The organism is Ohtaekwangia koreensis (assembly GCF_900167975.1).
Lineage (GTDB): Bacteria > Bacteroidota > Bacteroidia > Cytophagales > Cyclobacteriaceae > Ohtaekwangia > Ohtaekwangia koreensis.
In genome coordinates this window covers 128,254-147,132 of the sequence record NZ_FUZU01000002.1, presented here as the reverse complement: position 1 = coordinate 147,132, position 18,879 = coordinate 128,254, and the positions used below count along the sequence as shown (strand labels likewise).

At 40.3% G+C, this 18,879-nt stretch carries 22 protein-coding genes and 1 tRNA gene; 13 read left to right on the top strand and 10 right to left on the bottom strand.

The genetic code is table 11. The annotated features are described in order from the left end of the window. Positions 1 to 155 precede the first annotated feature (155 nt). The gene (locus B5Y40_RS13450) at positions 156 to 638 is read left to right on the top strand and encodes a YdeI/OmpD-associated family protein (protein ID WP_079687320.1); all 483 of its coding nucleotides are present in this window, start codon (positions 156 to 158) and stop codon (positions 636 to 638) included. Positions 639 to 674: 36 nt separating this feature from the next. Here B5Y40_RS13450 and B5Y40_RS13445 read toward each other — a convergent pair whose 3' ends face one another. After that, positions 675 to 980, bottom strand: a complete 306-nt coding sequence (locus B5Y40_RS13445) for an RNA polymerase alpha subunit C-terminal domain-containing protein (RefSeq protein WP_079687319.1) — start codon at positions 978 to 980, stop codon at positions 675 to 677. A 36-nt stretch (positions 981 to 1,016) separates the two neighbouring features. Next, entirely contained in the window at positions 1,017 to 1,445 is a 429-nt protein-coding gene (locus tag B5Y40_RS13440) for an SRPBCC family protein (protein ID WP_079687318.1), read from the bottom strand. A 339-nt stretch (positions 1,446 to 1,784) separates the two neighbouring features. Between B5Y40_RS13440 and B5Y40_RS13435 the strand changes: the two genes are divergently transcribed. From B5Y40_RS13435 to B5Y40_RS13425, 3 genes are all read left to right on the top strand, one after another. Next, positions 1,785 to 2,297 (top strand): hypothetical protein, encoded by a 513-nt coding sequence (locus B5Y40_RS13435; RefSeq protein ID WP_079687317.1) that lies wholly within the window; start codon positions 1,785 to 1,787, stop codon positions 2,295 to 2,297. A gap of 86 nt (positions 2,298 to 2,383) precedes the next feature. After that, positions 2,384 to 2,635, top strand: a complete 252-nt coding sequence (locus tag B5Y40_RS13430; RefSeq protein ID WP_079687316.1) for a hypothetical protein — start codon at positions 2,384 to 2,386, stop codon at positions 2,633 to 2,635. Between the two features lie 131 nt (positions 2,636 to 2,766). After that, positions 2,767 to 3,636 (top strand): DUF5004 domain-containing protein, encoded by an 870-nt coding sequence (locus tag B5Y40_RS13425; protein WP_079687315.1) that lies wholly within the window; start codon positions 2,767 to 2,769, stop codon positions 3,634 to 3,636. Positions 3,637 to 3,892: 256 nt separating this feature from the next. Here B5Y40_RS13425 and B5Y40_RS13420 read toward each other — a convergent pair whose 3' ends face one another. Further along, positions 3,893 to 4,201: a hypothetical protein gene (locus B5Y40_RS13420; RefSeq protein ID WP_079687314.1), complete on the bottom strand. Its 309-nt coding sequence runs from the start codon at positions 4,199 to 4,201 to the stop codon at positions 3,893 to 3,895. A 157-nt stretch (positions 4,202 to 4,358) separates the two neighbouring features. Here B5Y40_RS13420 and B5Y40_RS13415 point away from each other — a divergent pair, with 157 nt between their 5' ends. Continuing rightward, positions 4,359 to 4,568 carry a helix-turn-helix transcriptional regulator gene (locus B5Y40_RS13415; RefSeq protein WP_079687313.1) on the top strand — a complete coding sequence of 70 codons (210 nt, stop codon included), beginning with the start codon at positions 4,359 to 4,361 and terminating at the stop codon, positions 4,566 to 4,568. Positions 4,569 to 4,703: 135 nt separating this feature from the next. Here the strand turns inward: B5Y40_RS13415 and B5Y40_RS13410 are convergent, their stop codons facing one another. The 3 genes from B5Y40_RS13410 to B5Y40_RS13400 are packed head-to-tail and all read right to left on the bottom strand — an operon-like array spanning position 4,704 to position 6,992. Continuing rightward, positions 4,704 to 6,143, bottom strand: coding sequence for a ThiF family adenylyltransferase (locus B5Y40_RS13410; protein ID WP_079687312.1), 1,440 nt, complete (start codon positions 6,141 to 6,143; stop codon positions 4,704 to 4,706). Beyond that, positions 6,140 to 6,493 (bottom strand): hypothetical protein, encoded by a 354-nt coding sequence (locus B5Y40_RS13405; protein ID WP_079687311.1) that lies wholly within the window; start codon positions 6,491 to 6,493, stop codon positions 6,140 to 6,142. The genes B5Y40_RS13410 and B5Y40_RS13405 overlap by 4 nt, the downstream gene beginning before the upstream one ends. A 7-nt stretch (positions 6,494 to 6,500) precedes the next feature. Then, on the bottom strand, positions 6,501 to 6,992 hold the full coding sequence (locus tag B5Y40_RS13400; protein WP_079687310.1) for a multiubiquitin domain-containing protein: 492 nt from the start codon (positions 6,990 to 6,992) through the stop codon (positions 6,501 to 6,503). Between the two features lie 580 nt (positions 6,993 to 7,572). Here B5Y40_RS13400 and B5Y40_RS13395 point away from each other — a divergent pair. Genes B5Y40_RS13395 through B5Y40_RS13385 form a run of 3 tightly spaced genes read left to right on the top strand, consistent with a single transcriptional unit; the run spans position 7,573 to position 10,376 of the window. Next, complete coding sequence (locus tag B5Y40_RS13395) at positions 7,573 to 8,691, top strand: XRE family transcriptional regulator (RefSeq protein ID WP_079687309.1); 1,119 nt, start codon at positions 7,573 to 7,575, stop codon at positions 8,689 to 8,691. Between the two features lie 50 nt (positions 8,692 to 8,741). Further along, the gene (locus tag B5Y40_RS13390; protein WP_079687308.1) at positions 8,742 to 9,686 is read left to right on the top strand and encodes a hypothetical protein; all 945 of its coding nucleotides are present in this window, start codon (positions 8,742 to 8,744) and stop codon (positions 9,684 to 9,686) included. 6 nt (positions 9,687 to 9,692) lie between these two features. Next, positions 9,693 to 10,376, top strand: coding sequence for a hypothetical protein (locus B5Y40_RS13385; protein ID WP_079687307.1), 684 nt, complete (start codon positions 9,693 to 9,695; stop codon positions 10,374 to 10,376). Positions 10,377 to 10,978: 602 nt separating this feature from the next. Here B5Y40_RS13385 and B5Y40_RS13380 read toward each other — a convergent pair. Beyond that, positions 10,979 to 11,063, bottom strand: a tRNA-Ser gene (locus B5Y40_RS13380). A gap of 73 nt (positions 11,064 to 11,136) precedes the next feature. Further along, positions 11,137 to 12,573 (bottom strand): hypothetical protein, encoded by a 1,437-nt coding sequence (locus B5Y40_RS13375; protein ID WP_143785763.1) that lies wholly within the window; start codon positions 12,571 to 12,573, stop codon positions 11,137 to 11,139. A gap of 170 nt (positions 12,574 to 12,743) precedes the next feature. On the opposite strand from B5Y40_RS13375, the gene B5Y40_RS13370 reads away from it, so the two are divergent. Both B5Y40_RS13370 and B5Y40_RS13365 read left to right on the top strand, forming a co-directional pair. Next, positions 12,744 to 13,130: an MGMT family protein gene (locus B5Y40_RS13370; protein ID WP_079687305.1), complete on the top strand. Its 387-nt coding sequence runs from the start codon at positions 12,744 to 12,746 to the stop codon at positions 13,128 to 13,130. Positions 13,131 to 13,220: 90 nt separating this feature from the next. Then, positions 13,221 to 13,526 carry a T9SS type A sorting domain-containing protein gene (locus tag B5Y40_RS13365; RefSeq protein ID WP_079687304.1) on the top strand — a complete coding sequence of 102 codons (306 nt, stop codon included), beginning with the start codon at positions 13,221 to 13,223 and terminating at the stop codon, positions 13,524 to 13,526. A 134-nt stretch (positions 13,527 to 13,660) separates the two neighbouring features. Here B5Y40_RS13365 and B5Y40_RS13360 read toward each other — a convergent pair whose 3' ends face one another. Next, a complete protein-coding gene (locus B5Y40_RS13360) occupies positions 13,661 to 15,127 on the bottom strand; it encodes a sodium:solute symporter (RefSeq protein ID WP_079687303.1) in 1,467 nt (488 codons plus the stop codon). Between the two features lie 92 nt (positions 15,128 to 15,219). Here B5Y40_RS13360 and B5Y40_RS13355 point away from each other — a divergent pair, with 92 nt between their 5' ends. The 3 genes from B5Y40_RS13355 to B5Y40_RS13345 all read left to right on the top strand — a co-directional run bounded on the left by B5Y40_RS13355 (position 15,220) and on the right by B5Y40_RS13345 (position 17,503). Next, positions 15,220 to 15,507, top strand: coding sequence for an ATP-dependent Clp protease adaptor ClpS (locus B5Y40_RS13355; RefSeq protein ID WP_079687302.1), 288 nt, complete (start codon positions 15,220 to 15,222; stop codon positions 15,505 to 15,507). Positions 15,508 to 15,562: 55 nt separating this feature from the next. Beyond that, positions 15,563 to 16,171: a recombination mediator RecR gene (gene recR / locus B5Y40_RS13350; RefSeq protein ID WP_079687301.1), complete on the top strand. Its 609-nt coding sequence runs from the start codon at positions 15,563 to 15,565 to the stop codon at positions 16,169 to 16,171. 135 nt (positions 16,172 to 16,306) lie between these two features. Continuing rightward, entirely contained in the window at positions 16,307 to 17,503 is a 1,197-nt protein-coding gene (locus B5Y40_RS13345) for a pyridoxal phosphate-dependent aminotransferase (RefSeq protein ID WP_079687300.1), read from the top strand. A 91-nt stretch (positions 17,504 to 17,594) separates the two neighbouring features. Here the strand turns inward: B5Y40_RS13345 and B5Y40_RS13340 are convergent, their stop codons facing one another. Beyond that, a complete protein-coding gene (locus tag B5Y40_RS13340; RefSeq protein ID WP_079687299.1) occupies positions 17,595 to 18,806 on the bottom strand; it encodes a carboxypeptidase-like regulatory domain-containing protein in 1,212 nt (403 codons plus the stop codon). Positions 18,807 to 18,879: the final 73 nt, after the last annotated feature.

The window sequence follows — 18,879 nt, the reverse complement described above, 5'->3', positions numbered from 1 at the left end:
ATGAAATATACTTCTACTGAAATGAAAAGGCTGTAGCATATTTATATCTTTCTATAGATTGCTTATACTTTTTACGGTTGGTGAGAAATGGTGGTTTATTCCTAAAATAGTATTTTCGCGAAGTACAGATACGTTCATCCTACAGATGCTTCTACATGAAACCTATTGTTAATAAGAAATATATCCTGGAGAAATTTCAAGGGAAGGGCGGCTGGACCTTTGCACGCATACCTGAAATACCGCAGGATAAAAAAGCACACTTCGGTTGGGTAAAAGTAAGGGGCACCATTGATGGTTACGAAATCCGAAAGTATCACCTGATGCCGATGGGGAATGGCAAATTATTCTTGCCGGTAAAAGCCGAGATCCGTAAGAAAATAAAAAAAGACGTAGGCGATTATGTACACATTATTCTATACCCCGACAACGAACCGTTGGAGGTACCCGAAGAAATGATACTCTGCCTGCAAGATGAACCCGCTGCATGGAGGTTCTTCAATACACTTTCAGAAAGTGAGCGTAATTTTTATGTAGAGTATATATATTCTGCCAAAAAGGAGGAAACAAAAATTGATCGCCTCGCGAAAACTATTAACAGGCTCGCAAGCGGATTAAAGATGTATGAAAAAGAAATTTAGGACGCTACTATATATAGCGCTCAATGGTTTTATGAATCAGTCTGACTTGCTCTTGGAGAAGGTGAGTTTCTCAGCGTACAGCGCTTTGCGTAATTTGGGTATACTGCTTGGTCCTACACCATGTAGCTTCAATATATCGGACTCACTCCATTGCGAAAGTTGATGCAATGTTTTAATACCGGCAGCTTCTAGCGCTCGCCTCGTGGGTGCACTGATTGTAGAGAGAAAACCTGCTGCCGGTTTGCGTTCTTGTTCGCAAACCGGACAGGTTGGGCAATCGCTGCTTTTATAGTATGTGTGTCCTGCTTTACAAACTCTAAGATTCTTTTTTAGCGTTGCCATAACGTGTCTTTGTAAATGCAGTCACCGAGGTATATACTATAGATTTACTTCTGCGTACTTCTTGAAGTTATCAAGAATGGCCTGCCAGCCACCCCGTTGCATCTCGATTGGGTTGGTATCTTCAGGATCAAATGTTTCTATCACTTTTGTTTCAGCACCGTTGGCCTCGAATGCGATCTTTACTTTGCGACCGTCCTCCATGGCATATTCAATTAGTTTATAGGGCTCAACGTTGGTATATACTCCACCAAAGTCGAAACTCATGCTGCCATCTTTAGCAGCCATGGTAGTCTTGAACTTTCCATTTGTTTGTAAATCATTTTCAGCGTGTGGAGCATGCCAGTCGTCAGATGCCTGACACCATTGCGTGATATGTTTCGGCTCGGACCATATTTCCCAAACTTTTTCTACCGGGGCTTTAACGGTTGCTTCTACAGTGATCGCGTTTCGGGTTGTTGTTTCCATAAATATTAATGTTTAAGTGATAGTTTGTTTCGTTTTGTTAATGCAAACATAGTATAAGAATACAACCTCGAGGTTGGTGAAAAACGACTTTCAAGCGGGCGAATTGCGACAAAATAAAGTGTTCGCGTAAATAATACACTCTCAAGCCATCCGACATGCTTTAATATAGACTCTCAATCAACTACGTTTTGTATTCAATATTGGATGCGTTCGCTTGATTCTTTTGAGATATAGTTTGTGTTGCGACACGTGAAAGATGGATATGTTTGTGCGCATATACGATCATCCTTTTAAGTTAAACATCGAAGGGATATATTTCGCGACTCCTAATGTCTACCTATGAATAAATTTTTGATTGCAGTTATCAGTATTCTGCTGCTGCTCGCGGTTGGTTGTTTTCTATCATTGCCGGTATCAGTTTTTGATAGAGATTATGCTGAAAGATTTCTCACGATAGCTGAAGTGATGGGTATTATTATGATGCTGTTAAATGGAACATTTCGAAATACGCGTTACTTTAAAGTGGCGAAAGCTGTTATTGCTGTTTTAATTCTTGGGGTTCTATTCAAGATTTTGCATTTGGCGGGAGCCGATGAGCTACTCGTACTGCCATGGTTACTTCTGCCACTGGTATATATGGCTCATTTCCTGGCAAAGAAAACAAAGAATCATCTTGATATATTGAAGCTGTTAACCGTCTTCACGTTTTATACTCCCGTCCCATTGATTTTTCTAAACATGATTTCAGATGAGCAAGGAAATATTATGTTCGTGATAGGCCATGTAGTTTTCTGGCTCACGTTTGTTGATTTCCTGGTGATGGGATACAAACAAAGTTTGTTTAAAGGTTAGCTTTTTTTGATGATTAAACGCATAGGTGTATTCATTGCCAAATGAATGCTATTGTCTAAATTTCCCACTATATAATAAGCTTTTATATGTTTGATGGATCAGGCTTTCCGAAATCACTGGACGAAGAGGTTTTTAATCTTTGGATGGAAAATGGCAGGGCAAGTAAAATACGATATAGTTACATGCTTATAATTTGGGATGAATACGAATCAAATTATCGTCCTGTTTATGCAGAGCAGCGCGCTGAAATCAGCGAGTACGAAATTTATAAAACGTCAACCGGTCGCGAATCATTAGTAGCTGCTTATGATTTGTATTCAGAGTCAAGGATTGTTTAAACTATATATGGAATGACGTATTCTCGACTCATTATAAATCATTATACCGTAGCATAATCCATTCTATCCTTTATAGCAGCAGGACTCACTATTTTAGTATTAGCTTCCTAAAAAAATCAACCTTACCAATTATGCGCAATACAATTCTTGTCTTCCTTTTTTTCATTCTCTTTTTGAATCAAGCTAACGCTCAGTCTACTACTTCCTTTAAGGACAATCGCTGGTTTGATTACAAGAAGTATAGTAATAATTTTTATTCCAAGCCCGTTCATGAACAGGCTGAAGTAATCGTATCGGAAGATAGTATAATTACTCATCTCGGCAGTAAAATCATTCGCTATAAAATAAAGGGTGTTACCGATGTTGCTACTAAAAACAAGAGCAGTAGAGAATATAAGGTTGATAACAACGGTACTGAATTAACCGTTTCCATTAGTCGTACCATGGAGACATACTTTGGTAAGAAGCGCAGGATTGCGTGGATCAGTGGAGGTACTGATGGATGGATAGTAATGTCTCCCCTTACATCTATTACACCGATTGGTTATTTATTTCCGGGCGATGCCAAGATCGACATAGAAGCAGAGCGTGCCAGAATTGTTGGTTACTATGACTATGATTTGATGAGACGTGTAGATGCTGAAGCATACCGAAATGCCGGGGCTACCTCATACGATCTCCTGATATGGACAGACGACAAGTGCAAGAAAGATGTACAAATTGAACTTCGTGCTGATAACACGGGAACGTGGTGGTATGGCAGCACAGCAAAAGATTGTCCTAACAAAGCTGAGCAAAACTTTAAATGGAAGCTAGATCACGTTGTGGTTGAAGGCAGACAAGCCATGAGACTCACCCTTACAAGCGATGAGTCTAACGAATATATAATTGACGAACTCACGGATAAAAAACTCTCACTGGGAGGACAATTCAGAATAGGTGATAAGGATGATACAACATCGGATGGCTACCTGGTACTCTCTAAAAAGAAGAAGAAATAGCTTTAGGTAGGGAGTTGCCGCTAGATCGCTGCGCTCTCGATTGTGAAAAACCCTATCCAATAAAAAGGCCCCGATTTATCGGGGCCTTTTGCTGTTGCCTTTATGTCTGCAGATGTGGTATATAAGTTTACTTCCAAATATACCCGGCTTACCGACTGGAAATGATTTGATACTTATACTTTATCCATACTCTGTGCCTGCCAGGGATATAGGTAAGGTAGCTGCATAGCTCTTTTATGATGACTGTTGATGCTTATTAAACCTGGTTGCTCAATGCTTTTCTTCGTGACAGCTCGCTATATATAGACTGCGCCATGCCATCCAACTGCTGCTCGCGGGTGCTGATATTGGAAAGATCAAGCGATTCACTTTGCTGGGTTAGCTGGAAATATAGGTCGTGGATGGAATCATCCTCGGTATCCAGGCCGATCATTGTTAGGATTGTTCCACTTAGTTGTAAATGGTAATCGCCTGCGCTGAGCCCAAGATTACTAAGGCCGCTGACAAGTTTGTTGTTAGTTAAATCATCTTTGATTAAAGAAATGATGAGATTTTTATCCTGCATAACAGATGTATTTAAGTGCACAATGATAATTTAAAAATGCATAGTATGCATTATAAAGTGCATTAAAAACTTTTAATGATGCGTTTTAAGTGCCGTTTCTGTTTGATTATCAAATCCTAAATTTGATTGAAACGATTCACTGCTAGGACAAAAACGAATGGCTTTTAAGGAAATAAATCGCATCAAGGTTGTGTTGGTTGAAAAAAGAAGAACAAACAAATGGTTAGCAGAAGAGCTCGGCATGAATACTACAACTATATCTCGTTGGTGCCGAAATGACGTTCAACCTCCGTTGGAAACTCTTGTTGAAGTAGCAAGATTACTTGATGTTGATATTAGGGAATTGTTGGTGCCTACGAAGAAATAGATTTGGCAAGTATATATGAGTCTATTGAGGCTTCATAGAGGAGTTTGCCTCAAGGGTCTGCTCGTCTCGGCTATTTAAGTAGAAAAAAGCTCTGATCTTCAGAGCTTTTTTGTTTTGGTGTGTTGAAAGTGTGGCTCATTTAGAGGTAGATAGTTGAATTGCTCTCGCATTCTCTGCTACTAAATGTCGATCGTATACTTGTACTCCAGTGCTATCACCTTTGCCTACAATTGACTGAAAGTAACATCCAGTGCAGCACTCTTTTGTTTTATCTTGATCCATCGTACCCAATGTAAAGTGGAACATCTGTTGACCAACATCTGCTAACCCAGAGGGAGCGATGAATAAGCTTAGCAGCTGCAACACCTCAAGCGAAGCCAAGTTTGAACTGAATGGAAAAACATTTTCGTGTGCTTCTTTATAGGCCTTATCCTCCACAAGGCCTAACACATAACTCGGATCGTCCAGAAACCCGTTTCTCTCAAGGATGGCATTTTCCGTTTTGTATTGACCCAAGCATTCCAGGCAGGCACGTTTGTAACCAACCGTCTGTGCTTTCCAATCAGCTCCAATAATTCGAGTATTGCTGCTGTTAGTTCTGACTAAAATGCCACCATCAATTATGGGGACTAAGTGCGCGTAAGAAATAAAATTCAGCACTTGTCTTGGCCATGGCCGGTCAACACAAGAGAACACTATATCGCCATCTAGGGCTGCGTGAAATCCCTCCGTCTCGCAAATACTAAATGGCACAACTCTAACTCTAACATCTGGAGAGGTAGCACATTTCAAGATTGCATCTCGAACGGTGTCAACTTTGAATCGTCCAACATCTTCTTTGAACATTCCGCTACATCGATCTAGGTTTTTCAGTTCGACTAAGTCAAAGTCAATCAAAATAAAATTTGAAAAACCAGCTCTTGCCAAAATTTCCGCGATGATGCTCCCGACACTACCGAGTCCGGCTATTACTATTTTTATCCTCGAGAGATCCTCTTGAATTTTTGGGCCCCATGCAGATATGGTGCGCATCTGTTGTTCGGAGTTGAAGGCAGGTTTGAGAAGATGGTCGTTAAAGGTTATTGAAAGCTTCTTGCCAATAACCCTGACATTCTCACACCAAAATCTTTGATATGATCTCTTTGCGTGAGGATCCTTTATCCAGAATCTTGCACTACATGCACCATCAGTTCCCATCGTTAGTCCAACGAGAGGAAATGAAGTAGTTGAGAAGGCAGCGGGGGCAAGTCTAGTTTCGGCAACAACATCGTCTTTGCTCATTCCCTGCCAGCCAGACGTTAAGTGCGAGTGTAAGAACACCAAGCCTTGTTTTTTACCTCGCGCAATACGGATTGCCCTTTCAAAATACTCTGGCATAAAGCCTACATTCCAATGTACGTTTCGGTCACCTTCATTAGGAAGAATTATCTCGGTAATTATCCCAGTAGTTCGCATCGCGCCAGTGCTTGGAACATAAGTAGCGAAACATAGATCCTCTTGCCCATCCGGCCGAATTAAGTGTTTGACTAGCGCATCATGGATGGCGCTAGTCATATTCATACTATAACTCTTCATTCGATTCTGGTTAGAATGTTTCTCACATGCGCAAGGAATGTTCTTACAGATCGATCCGTTCGGTTCCAGTCTGGAAATCGCCTACTCCAGTATCTCCATCCGGATCCAAGTGGGCTGTCGCTTACATTTTGACGAGGCTCCTTCCAGTTATCTGCGTTTACCGCATTGAAATGAAGACCAGCGGGGCAATTCATGGGAAAGTCGTCCTGTACTTGAAACCCAAGCCGCACTGTTTTTCCCTTGTTTTTCCCGATGGGAACAAGGTACTCGATCGCTACGATACTATTGCTAAGCTCTTGGGTTTCAAACCCAAGAGCTTTCAATTGATTGATAAAATCAGCCCGTGCCATATTAATGTTACGAAACAGGGGTTTCGCCTTTAAATACAGACACGAATTTTGATCCAGGGCATTTCAGTTGAATCGGAGCATCTGGAGTATCCTTATGGGTTATTTCATTACCAGTGCTATCAAATTCTACCAGGTAATAGTCGGTAACAGGTGTGATACCGGCATTGGCTAAAATTTGATTTGCTGATAGCTTAGCCTCTGTGCTGGTTTCCGGCTCTTCATCAATAGTGTAGTTCCAAGAGTCAGGAGGTTTGACTACGAACTTCTCCAAACTAGGATGAGAAAGATCAACTTTTTCATCCAGACTAATTCGTTCAAAGTCACAGCCTTTGAGCTTTTGGAACAGCGATACACATTCCAGGTTTTTTACCCCTGCTCCCGTCAGTAATTCCTTACCAGTTACTTTAGGATGGTCGAATTTTACCAAAACGTCATCTACTAACGCTTTGAAAGTTTTGGTTTTTTTTGAGGCCAAATCCTCATTGTTAAATTGATTCATTATTGTTTCCAATTAAAAGTTCAAGTAATAAGAAATGATAACCCTCTCTCTACACAATCCTCAATACAGGATCGTATAGAGCAACCTTCCTGATGGGAAGCTTGCGCTTTTTTACATGGAAGTGTGCACTTGAACTTTAATCGGGCTTACTAACTTTAAGTACTGTAATCTATACTAGAACAAGAATGTCTATTTGGAATGGTTAGAAATAGTAAGTACTTTTGCAGTGCGAATCACAAAAGAACTTCTTGGACCGATTAATCCGAGATTTCTACACCAAAATCAGGTAGACACTCTGCCTGATTTTTTTTTGCGTCAATTGGACTGCCAAAACCGATCAGGTGCTCAAAAGTAAAAGTAAAATTCTGTAATTACCAATTAGGTAATAAAATAAATTTAATTGTTTACCTATTGGGTTATCTCTGAAATACACGTCAAAAAATCATTTTAGAATGTTACCAAATAGGTTATATTTGTCTTGTACTTCCAGTAAAGCTTTAGCTTTGGTCATTCTAATTGCCTTATAATTAGAAGTTTAAAATTTTGTTCTTTAAATCGCTACAGACAGTAAACTAACTCTATGAGTGTAAGCACGAAGGATTTTCGGAGCCCTGGTGAGGCTTTGAAATGTTTATTGAAGGAAAAGGATTGGACCCAAGACGACTTATCTTACATTCTGTCAATTTCCCTCAAGCACACAAACGAAATAATTAAGGACAAAAAGCCAATCTCACTTGACATTGCAAAGTCACTTGCAGAGGTTTTTGAATTGACAGCACTTCAATGGATAGAATTGGGTGCAAAATTTCAACTCGAAAACAATACAGGGAATAATGATAAGGTCAGATTGAAGGCTGATGTATACAAATACATGCCAATAAATGAACTGATTAAAAAGAGATGGATAAAGGAAGGCGAAGACCTTGATAAAGAATTGAGACGGTTCTGGAATATTTCCAAGGGCAAAGAGCTAGACCTATCTTTCTTGGAGACAGATCGAACACGACTTGAATACCGAACTTCTTCTGCATTCGAAAATACTTTCAATCAAAACAACGCCCTGATCTGGCATCAAATGGCTTTAAATTTTTCAAAAACAATTAAAGCAAAACCATTTCAAAAAAAGGCATTAGCTGAACTAATGACTGATGTTCACTCATACACAAATAAAGAAGGAGGTATAAAAAACTTCCTGAATGAGTTGGTGCAAGTCGGAGTCAAATTTGTGTTTCTCTCCCATCTTTCAAAAACCTATCTCGATGGTGCTGCCTTCTTGTCAGCTGAAGGCCCTGTTGTTGCCTTAACAGGTCGTTATGATCGGGTAGACAATTTTTGGTTCACTCTTGCGCACGAATTGAGTCATATCACTTTACACTTGACTAAGGATGAGAGAGAAGCGATTTTTATAGATGACACTACTAAGAAGTCAACCTCTGCGAAAGAGTTGGAAGCTAACGAGAATGCTGAAAAAGTCCTGCTACAGCCTGATATCTTAGAGCACTTCGAAAACGATACAAACTATATTACAGAAGAAAAAGTAATTGAGTTCTCAGATGAGAAGGATATTCATCCATCCATAGTTGTGGGTTTACTTGCGCACAACGAACTTGTTTCGTATTCGACACTTCATCGATTCAAGGAGTCGGTTAGGGATCAAATTCCGGAACGGTACAAAGCGGATCCGTGGAATTTATTCTAGTCGGATATTTTAAAAATGCCAAAACCTATTCACTTCCTTAACCCAGAATCATGTCTGGAAACAAGATAGAGTTTAAAATAGTCAAAGACGCGAAAGGAAAGGATGTTGATCTTGCAGCAATGTCGATGGTTGCTACTAGATCTCTTGTAACCCTTATGCAATCTCTCACGAATATTTTATCCGATTCGGCCAACGACCAGAATGTAAAGATTCAAATTCTTAAAGGTTCAGCTACTTTGGTTGCGGAAGCTTCGGAAGCCATAATCAAAAAAGTTCATGAGGACTTTGATGAGGTAACTCAGAACAAATCAACAAACAAATATCTTGTTGAAAACTGGTTATCGATTCAGTCTTTGATTCAAGAAAATGGTCTTGAGTATGAAGCAAATTTTTACACCCGATCGTCCAAGGTTCCTGTTCTTGAAAAGATTAAATCATCTAAAAAATTCAGAGTAAAGGCGACAAGACAGAGAATTACTAGTGATACCGACCTGATTTTTCTTTCCGGAAAATTAATTGAAGTGGGTGGAAAGATTCCGAACATCCACATAATTGCCGGAAATAGTGAAGAGAAGTATACTGTGGGTTGTGGTGAGAGTGAGGCTATCAAGGTCAACAAATTTCTCTACCAATCAGTAATGCTATCTGTTTGGCGTACGAAAAAAACAAACGGTGCCATTAAGTATACCTTTTGCGATTTTTATACTGAAGAAGCTATTTACAATCTCTTCACTGAACTCATCAAGGACTTTAACAAAAAGGATGAGGTTGATGCTTTAGTATTGTTACACGGTAAATTTAGGGAGTACATAGAAAGCAAAAATTTCGGATATCTCCGAAAATTAATGCGACTCTTCAATCATGACTCACTTAGTGCTAGTACGTTGAAGACCATTTTGATAATTACTAAATCCTTGAAAGACCAGGAAGATGTGTCTCAGTTGCGGCAATCGGTAAAAGAAAAACTTGAGTCTAAAATTGGAGCTTTAGTCTAACACTTGATGTTAATTACACTCGAAGAAATAAATGGTGAGCTTCTCCGAACAGACTCACATGAAATTGATTCCGATTTCGTTGGCGTGGCCATCTACGTGGACAAGGATGGCGTTGCTCACCATTCGGGATTGGTGATCGCTTATCAAGGCAACTACAATCTATTCCATTACACAGGTAGTGATGTAGAATTCAATGACAACGTGACCAGGGCTTTCATTTTTAAGAAATTGAAATTCGTTTCCAAAGAGGAAGTTTCTGCTTTTTATGCACATTGTTTAGTGATCCAGCAAAATGCTAATCCAACGTACGGATACTTCTTTGCAGGTGATTATTACGACAAAGAAGGACGATATTTTTCTCAAAGCGGAGTTGAGGAGTATATGACATGTGTCGGCTTTTGTATCAGCGTGGTAAAGGGATTCATCGAAACGGAAGAATATTTCTATTACGAAGATTGGACTGAAGATGGTGTTCCAATTTGGTTCTTTCAGCAATTTATTAAACAGTTACGCGAGCAAAATCCTAATGCGACTATTGACGAGAGGTTGTTTAGAAGGCATTTGAGGCGAATCACCCCCACCGAATATACAGCAGGAGCGTACCTAGATATACCCGTTCGAAAAAACAAAGTAGACCAGATTGTTGAGCCAGTTCGGAAAGCTTTGTTTGATAGACGACCAGCAAAGTAATTTCTCCACTGAGGAAGCACCCTTGTTGGTAGGGCCCTTCCTGATTGATCAGTTCCTTGAAGCGAATTGGCAATGATACGTTCAAGTTCAATTCTAGTCGTCAAAATAATTTCACTCATATCCAATCGGTTTCATTTGATTTCACTTGCGTGAATTACGGATTCATCAATTCAAGTGTAATAAGAATCTTTCGAGTTCCTATTTTTATTGATCTGATTCGTTTTCTTAACCTGGAATATTTCTGAAGTGCAAAAAAATACAACCGCTTAACAAGGCCAGGATAGATTCAAACTTAGCATTGTGCTTCCGACTTGTAAAATAGGAACCGCTTACATTCCACGTACTCGTGTTTTCTCGTTCGATTTAGCTGCTAGACAGAAATAGAGAGTCTGGTATTTCTGAAGTAACTCGAACTAAAATTTATGAGGACTGTGTTTTAAGCGAATTTCGATGATTCGATGCACTTCATAAGCAATCATCAGATGCACCGAATTTGCCACTTTATAGTGACCAATAATGTTCAAAATAATGTTTCCTGGAAATTAAAAACCCCGAAATTGAACGAATTTCGGGGTTTTGTTAAGTCAATGAGTGTGACTCAGCAGAGGAGGAGGGATTCGAACCCCCGGACCTGTTACAGTCTCCGGTTTTCAAGACCGGTGCAATAAACCGCTCTACCACTCCTCTGTGTACCGGTTTATTTAAGGAGTGCAAATGTATAGTTTTCCTTTAAACCGGCAAATACCAGTGAAAACTTTCTTTATTTCTGTTCGTCAGCGAAGTCAACAAATACCTTTTTGATCTCTCTGTCGTCAATTTTGGCTGCATTCTTGGCATAAGCGTCAAGTTCCAGCAACACAATACGTTGATCATTCAGGTTGGCCCGCAATTTTTCAATGTCTTTATCGAATTCAGCGTTCCTTCGTGAAGACTTCAGCGCATACTTCCGGGCGAATTCGTCACCGAGAGATTGTATCTTATTGCGGATGTCAATGCCAATTTTAATCTTCTCCAGAATGTTCTCCTTCGAACGCCCTACTACTTCAGTTGCTTCCAGTGTACCCAACGTCAACACCGTTGTACCACCTACCGCTGACACCACTTTGGATTGATCTGAGTTGTCAACAACAGCAGGGGTGAAGCCTGTTACAGCACCGAGAGATGCATTCACAATGGAACGGTTCTTCTTACCCTTCTTCGCTTTCTTATAGTCTGCATTTAATTTTTTCTGATTAGCATCCAATTGCTGAATGAGGATCAATGCATCGACCAAATTGCTCCTATACTTCTGGTACAGGTGCCCGTCTTTTTTAATAAGGTTTTCGGTATCCGTTATTTTGATCCGGACTTTGCGTTGAGTACGGTTGTTGGACTTATCAATAACAAAGAATACAATTTCTGTGGTAATAGAATTTTGTGCATCATCAACGAATTCATATCCGGGCGTCCAGGTAAATTCTGATTGCAACAATGTGTTTTCTTTCAATCCTGTTGAAGGCACACGCTTATCGTTCGGAATAAAGCCAACGCTACGAACGTTGTCATCACCATTTGGATCGGATATATATATTTTAAGATTCAGAGTCTCATCTTCTTTAATGGAGAAGAGAGAATCACCAGGCACGATCAATATCTCCGGAGGAAGATCCTGTTGTGTCTGAGAAATTTTTAGCCTGCCTTTAGTTTCAGCTTTGTCGGGTTGATCCTGAACAATAAATTCTACTTGCAAAGAATTATTCTTGAGAGATGAAAACTGACTTCGTGAAGGTGTCCATGTAAACTGGCCAAGAGAAGATAAGCCTGAACCTTCAGGCATCTGCGACTGAATAGATTTAATTACAATCGGGTCGCCATCCGGATCATATACATAGTCGTTGGCGATCTGGTACGTATTGAGATTAGATTGCTTCACATAAAATACTGGCAAGTCTTCTACAACCGGCGGGCGGTTAACATGCTTTATGGTGAAAGTTATTGGCTTTCGTTCGCGTTTACCATCGCGTAAGGTCGCCTGAAAAATGACGGTAATATCTTTTGTCTGTGCTACGCGGTCAACCAGATCATACGATGGCTTCCAGCTGAAATTACCGAGCGTATCAAAATTCATATTTAGTCCTTCAGCACCTTCTATGGAAAAGAATGCAGGAATCTCAGGAGCGATCTTTACCCGGAAAGCTAGTTCTTGATTTTCATTCAAAACATTCCACCCAGCTGAGTCAGGGAAAACCAAATGATGGTTTTGGGCTAGGGTGGTTAAGCAGCTACAAAACAAAAAAATGAAAATATTTAAGTGCTTCACGATAAAAGTTTAAGTTAGTTCAAGTTGTCCAAGGAGGCGCAAAGTTAATAAGATGAAAATTTTCCAGTATGGTACGTACCAAAAAGAAGCAAACTGATAAAAATTTCTTTACCGATGTATTTGAAGTTGCGCGACTCATTCCTCCCGGCCGTGTCACAAGTTATGGTGCAATAGGCCAATATCTTGGATTGAAATCGAGTGCGAGGATGGTTGGCTGGGCAATGCACGGCTGCCCGAAAGATGTGCCTGCACACAGAGTCGTGAACAGTAAAGGTTTGCTTTCCGGAAAACATCATTTTAAGCCACCTGAAAAAATGGAGCGACTTCTAAAAAAAGAAGGGATAGCGGTGGTCAACGATAAAATAGTACACTTTGCCGATGTTTTCTGGAATCCTTCGGCAGAATTAGCGTTAGATGTTGCCAAACCGAGAAAAAAACGTCCCAAACTTGGATAAGGTGTAATAAAAAACCTTCTAAATAACCGTTTTTAAGGTATTCATGCCGATGGCACAGGGTTAGCAATAAGGAGTTTCAAACAACGACTTATGAAAACCCTTATCAAAGTTCTTGTTGCTGGTTGTCTCTTTATCACTTCATCTGCAATAGCAGATGACATTATACCGGCACCTGTTTATAAACAAAGAGAACTCTTTGTGATAAAAGCTCAAAAGAAATTTAAGGGAGCAAAAGTTGAAGTCTTTCAGGCTAATGGTGAACTCATGACTTCGCAGAATCTGCAAAAGCGTAAGATGATCATTGACTTTGGAAGTGTGCAGCAAGGCACTTACGTTATCCGCCTTACAAAAGGTGACGATGTGCAGGAGTTTCAATATATAAGCAAACAAAAGTGATTACATCTTTTTAAGATGATCACGTAAAGATACAGTGGGGTTGGTTTTAATCGGGTCTAGGCTGCTTCGGATTGAGGTAGCCTTTTCCTTTTTTTATAGTGCTATATCTCCACTATCTCTTATATAGTATAGAACTAGATCGCCTTTATTTCCTCTGCCGTACTTTTTCTCGAAATAAGCCACAACCCGATGAAAGTAATAATTCCGTTCGCCACCAGAATTTCAATTCCGAATTTATAGCCATTAAATAGCTTTTCTGAATTGAGACTGATGAGGTAAGAGATTGCCGGGGAGAGTACGCATACGATAGGAACAAGCTTGTCGCGTACTTGTCGCTTGGTAAATAATCCAAATGAAAAGAGGCCAAGCAGAGGTCCATATGTATACCCTGCTATATTTAGCACCGCATCAATGACCGACCGCTCATTGATCTCCTTAAATACCAGAATGATAATGAGGAACAATAGAGAGAACCCCAGGTGTACCATAAATTTTTGTTTACGCTTCACGTCTTCATTCTTGTCTTTGAAATTTAAGAAGTCGATGCAAAACGAAGTGGTCAATCCTGCCAGAGCAGAATCGGCACTTGCATAAGACGAAGCGGTGATGCCGAGTAAAAAGAAAATCCCTACTGCCAATCCGAGTTCATTAAAAGCAAGACGTGGAAATAATTCATCCGAACTTGCTGGTAACGCGACGCCGTTGGTTGAACTATACATATATAGCAATGCGCCAAGTGTAATGAACAGCAAGTTCACGAATACAAGCAGTAAGCTGAACCAAAACATGTTCTTCTGTGCTTCGCCAAGATTTTTACACGTGAGATTTTTCTGCATAATCTCCTGGTCCATGCCCGTCATGGTAAGCGTAATGAAGGCTCCTCCTATAAATTGCTTCCAGAAAAATTGCGTGGAGTTTACATCATCGAAGTAAAACATTTTAGAATACTTGCTGGAGCTAACAGCATTTACCATTTCAGAGAACGACATTCCTAATTGACTTGTGATCTGCCACACTGCAATGCATACTGCTGAAATCAAAAATATAGTCTGGAAGGAGTCCGTCCATACAATGGTTTTTATACCGCCTTTGAAAGTATATACCCAGATCAGAATTATAGTAGTTGCTACCGTAACAAAGAATGGAACGTGCCATGCATCGAATAAAAATAACTGAAGCACCGTGGCAGCCAGAAACAAACGAAGAGATGAACCTATGGTACGAGACACAAGAAAGAAAAATGCTCCGGTTTTATAGGTCCAGAAACTGAAGCGTTGCTCAAGATAGGTATAGATTGAAATAAGATTGAGGCGATAATAAAGTGGCATCAGGATTCCGATAATCAGCCAGTATCCGACCAGATAACCAAGCACTACCTGGAAATAACCAAACCCAACCTTGCCTACATTTCCCGGGACTGAAATAAAAGTGACGCCTGATAATGATGAGCCAATCATGCCGAATGCCACTAGATACCAGGGCGATTGTCTGTTGCCGGTAAAAAAAGTATTGGTATCAGCGCCCCGGGAGGTGATTATCGAAATGAAAATCAATGCACCGAAGTAGATAACCATTATGGTAGCAACCAGTGTTGGAGTCATGATTGTGTAGTTTGCAGCGCAAAAAATCAGGAAATCGGATCAATTCCAAATCCATCTTGAATGAGTCAATTTCACAACGTATTTTTGCAGTTATGAAACCCGCGTATCAGGAAGAAATATTAACAGATGTAGATGTGCTGGAGGCTGTTGAAACAACCGACCTGATGGATCTGGTTGTGTTCAATGATGATGTTAATACATTTGATCATGTGATCGAAACTTTGATTCGGGTGTGCAAGCATACTCCGGAACAGGCTGAGCAGTGCACACTTCTCATTCACTATAAAGGAAAGTGTGCCGTTAAAAATGGGACATTCGATTTTCTGAAGCCTTTGCGCGAAGCGATCTGCGAAGCAGGCATCGATGCTCGTATTCTGTAGTCGTGTTGTAGTCGATCAAGATCGTCAATCAATTCAAAATCACTAACGCCAACTTGTGGAGTATCCTTCGAAATTTGTAGAAGAAGCTGTCAACCAAATTGCAAAACTTCCCGGCATCGGAAAGAAAACTGCATTGCGGTTGGTGCTGCATCTTATCAAAGCGAAGGATGAAAATACATATGCATTAACCGATGCACTGAATAACCTGCGCGCGAATATCAAGTTTTGCAAAGTATGCCATACCATTTGTGACGCGGAGATATGCTCGATTTGTTCAAGTCACAGACGTGACCGCAGCATTGTTTGCATTGTAGAGGATGTAAAAGATGTAATGGCGATCGAGAATACGGCACAGTTTAACGGACTCTATCATGTATTGGGAGGAGTGATCTCGCCCATGAATGGTATAGGTCCTGCTGACTTGAAAATAGAATCGTTGGTAAATCGCGTCAGTGACGGTCAGTCGGAAATCAAAGAAGTAATCCTGGCGCTCAGCCCTACGATGGAAGGTGATACAACATCCTTCTATATAAATAAACGAATCCGAGAGATCACGGTGAAAGTAAGCGTCATTGCGCGTGGCGTTCCGGTTGGAGGAGACCTTGAATATGCCGATGAAATCACATTGGGCAGAAGCATTACCGGCCGAACTCTTTTCAATTAACTCCTGCTATAGATTTCAATTTTTAAAATTCAGCTCCTATAGTTGAGTCTGAAATGTGAAATTTTCAAATCTGGAATCAGTCCTTCCAACTTAAAGCGAGAATGCTTTTCTTTGCTCGCTTTTTATAAAACAACCATGAACACACTTTCCAACAGAATTAACGCGATTGAAGAATCTGCAACCCTCGCCATGGCCGCGAAGGCACGTGAGTTTAAAATGAAAGGAATTGATGTTATCGGGCTAAGCCTTGGCGAACCTGATTTCAAAACTCCTCAACATATTTGTGATGCAGCCAAGAAAGCGATTGATGATGGAAAGTATTTTGCATACCCTCCTGTAGCAGGGTATCAGGATTTGCGCGAGGCACTGGCAGCGAAATATCAGAAAGAAAATAACGTACCCTATAAAGCTGAAAATATAGTCGTCTCCAACGGAGCGAAGCAATCTATAGCCAACGCCATGCTGGCATTGCTTAATCCTGGTGACGAAGTAATTGTATTCTCTCCATACTGGGTAAGCTACGATGCGCTCGTACGTTTAACGGAGGCAATTCCTGTTATTGTGAAAGGTGGTATTGAAAGTGATTTTAAAGTAACTGCAAAACAACTTGAAGCAGCGATCACTCCAAAGACGAAAGCCGTGATCTTTTCTTCACCGTGTAATCCTACAGGCTCGGTGTTTTCACGTAAAGAACTTCAGGATATAGCAGATGTAGTGTTGAAGCATCCTGACCTTCTCGTGATTGCTGATGAGATCTATGAGCATATCAACTTTACAGGAGAGCAGGTTAGCATTGCTTCTTTCCCTGGAATGTTTGAGCGCACTATAACTGTAAATGGCTTCGCGAAGGGCTTTGCTATGACGGGCTGGCGCGTAGGCTATATAGCTGCTCCCAAGTGGATTGCGGATGGCTGTAATAAAGTACAAGGACAAATCACTTCTGCAAACTGTTCTATAGCACAGCGCGCAGCATTGGCTGCGGTTACAGGTGATGTAACCTCTACGGTGAAAATGGTAGAAGAATATCGTAAACGCAGAGATATAGTATATAATCTGCTGAAAGAAATACCAGGTATAAAAGCGAACTATCCGGAAGGAGCATTTTATTTCTTCCCGGATGTAAGTGCATTTTATGGCAAATCGGACGGGACAAGAACGATAAAAAATGGAGATGATCTTTGTTTGTTCCTGTTAGAAAAAGCACACGTGTCATTAGTGCCGGGTGGTGCTTTTGGTGATGAGGCGTGTATAAGACTTTCATATGCTGCTTCTGAAAGCGATCTGCGCGAGGCCATGAAGCGTCTGAAAGAAACATTGGCTACATTGAAATAACTATCAAATAAGAATTAATAAAAAAACCTTGAGTGCTCCTCAAGGTTTTTTGTTTTATACAGTAGGGTCAGTATATCTATATCATATACTATTATTCTGCCTCGAATTGCTTTTCCAGTGGCGCTTCGCGTTCCAGATCTTCAATTACCTTACGATCCAATGCAGTTTCTTTAATAACATTATAGCTTGCCCAAAATTCTTTATTGTATGGATAATCCTGATACTGCAACCCATAGTTACGCATCTTTTCTGTGGAACGAATGCGTTCTGCAGTATTCGCATATACCTGGTTGATGAGGAGGTGTTGCGTAAGCTCGGTATCAAACTTTAGCGCTTTGGTATTAACATCATTCCATTTCTCCTGTGTGATAACCGTGATATAGTTCAAATACATTTTACCATTATATCTACGGAAGTCGATCTTCTTCTTATAACCAATGAATGTATTCACAACATCCTTGCGTGTATCCAGATTGTCACCAGTATAACTGATCTCAAAATCAACGTGGATGATGGAATAGTCTACTTTGTCAATGAAAACCTTGAGCTTAAAATCTTTTTCATACGATAGAACAAAGATCTCATGATCGTTGTAGAAAGAGTCATCTTCACGCTGTATATTTTCAAATACATCTTCCGCTATATCATGATGATACCGTATACTGTTGTGCAAGAGCAGATCCTCCAATAAATTTTTTTGATCGAAGTATGCTGCAAATTTATTTTCATACCCGAGGCTCTTGCGTATCTCTACAAGCTTAACATGTTCGCGCAGTTTGGAAGGGTTCCTTGGCTTTGCGTAATTATCATCGAAGATCTTTACAGCAGCTTCCAATAATGCTATAGTAGTGCCACTCACTTTTTTGATGTCCCTATAAAAGCCATCCATCATAAAAGGCTCCATCGCAAAGTTCTGTTCTATTTTCGAAAGCGCTACCCGAAGTATTTCTCCACCTGCTATAAGTGAATCTGTCACCACCACTTCGTCAAGCATGGTGATCGATTTATTAAGCTCAATTGTTTTCTGACCGCTGTTGATGACAGACCAAACCGGGGCCTCAAAATTTTCGTAGCCCAACATGCTAACCACAAGGATGTCGTTTCTGTATTCGGAGGGGAAATGGAAATCGAATTCACCGGAAAGATTGGCGATTGTCCCAATCGGTTTCCCTTTAATAACAACGGAAGAGAAAGGCAGAGATTCTCCAGTCGCTTTATCAATAACTTTACCTGAAAGCGTTATTTTTTGCGCATGAATTTCAAAAAAGCCAATAAACAGAACAAAAAGAATGATAAATCGCATTTATGCTGGAAAATAGGCTTCAAATTGGACATTATGTATTTCGTATCAAACCCAGCGTAGGATATTCCCTTAA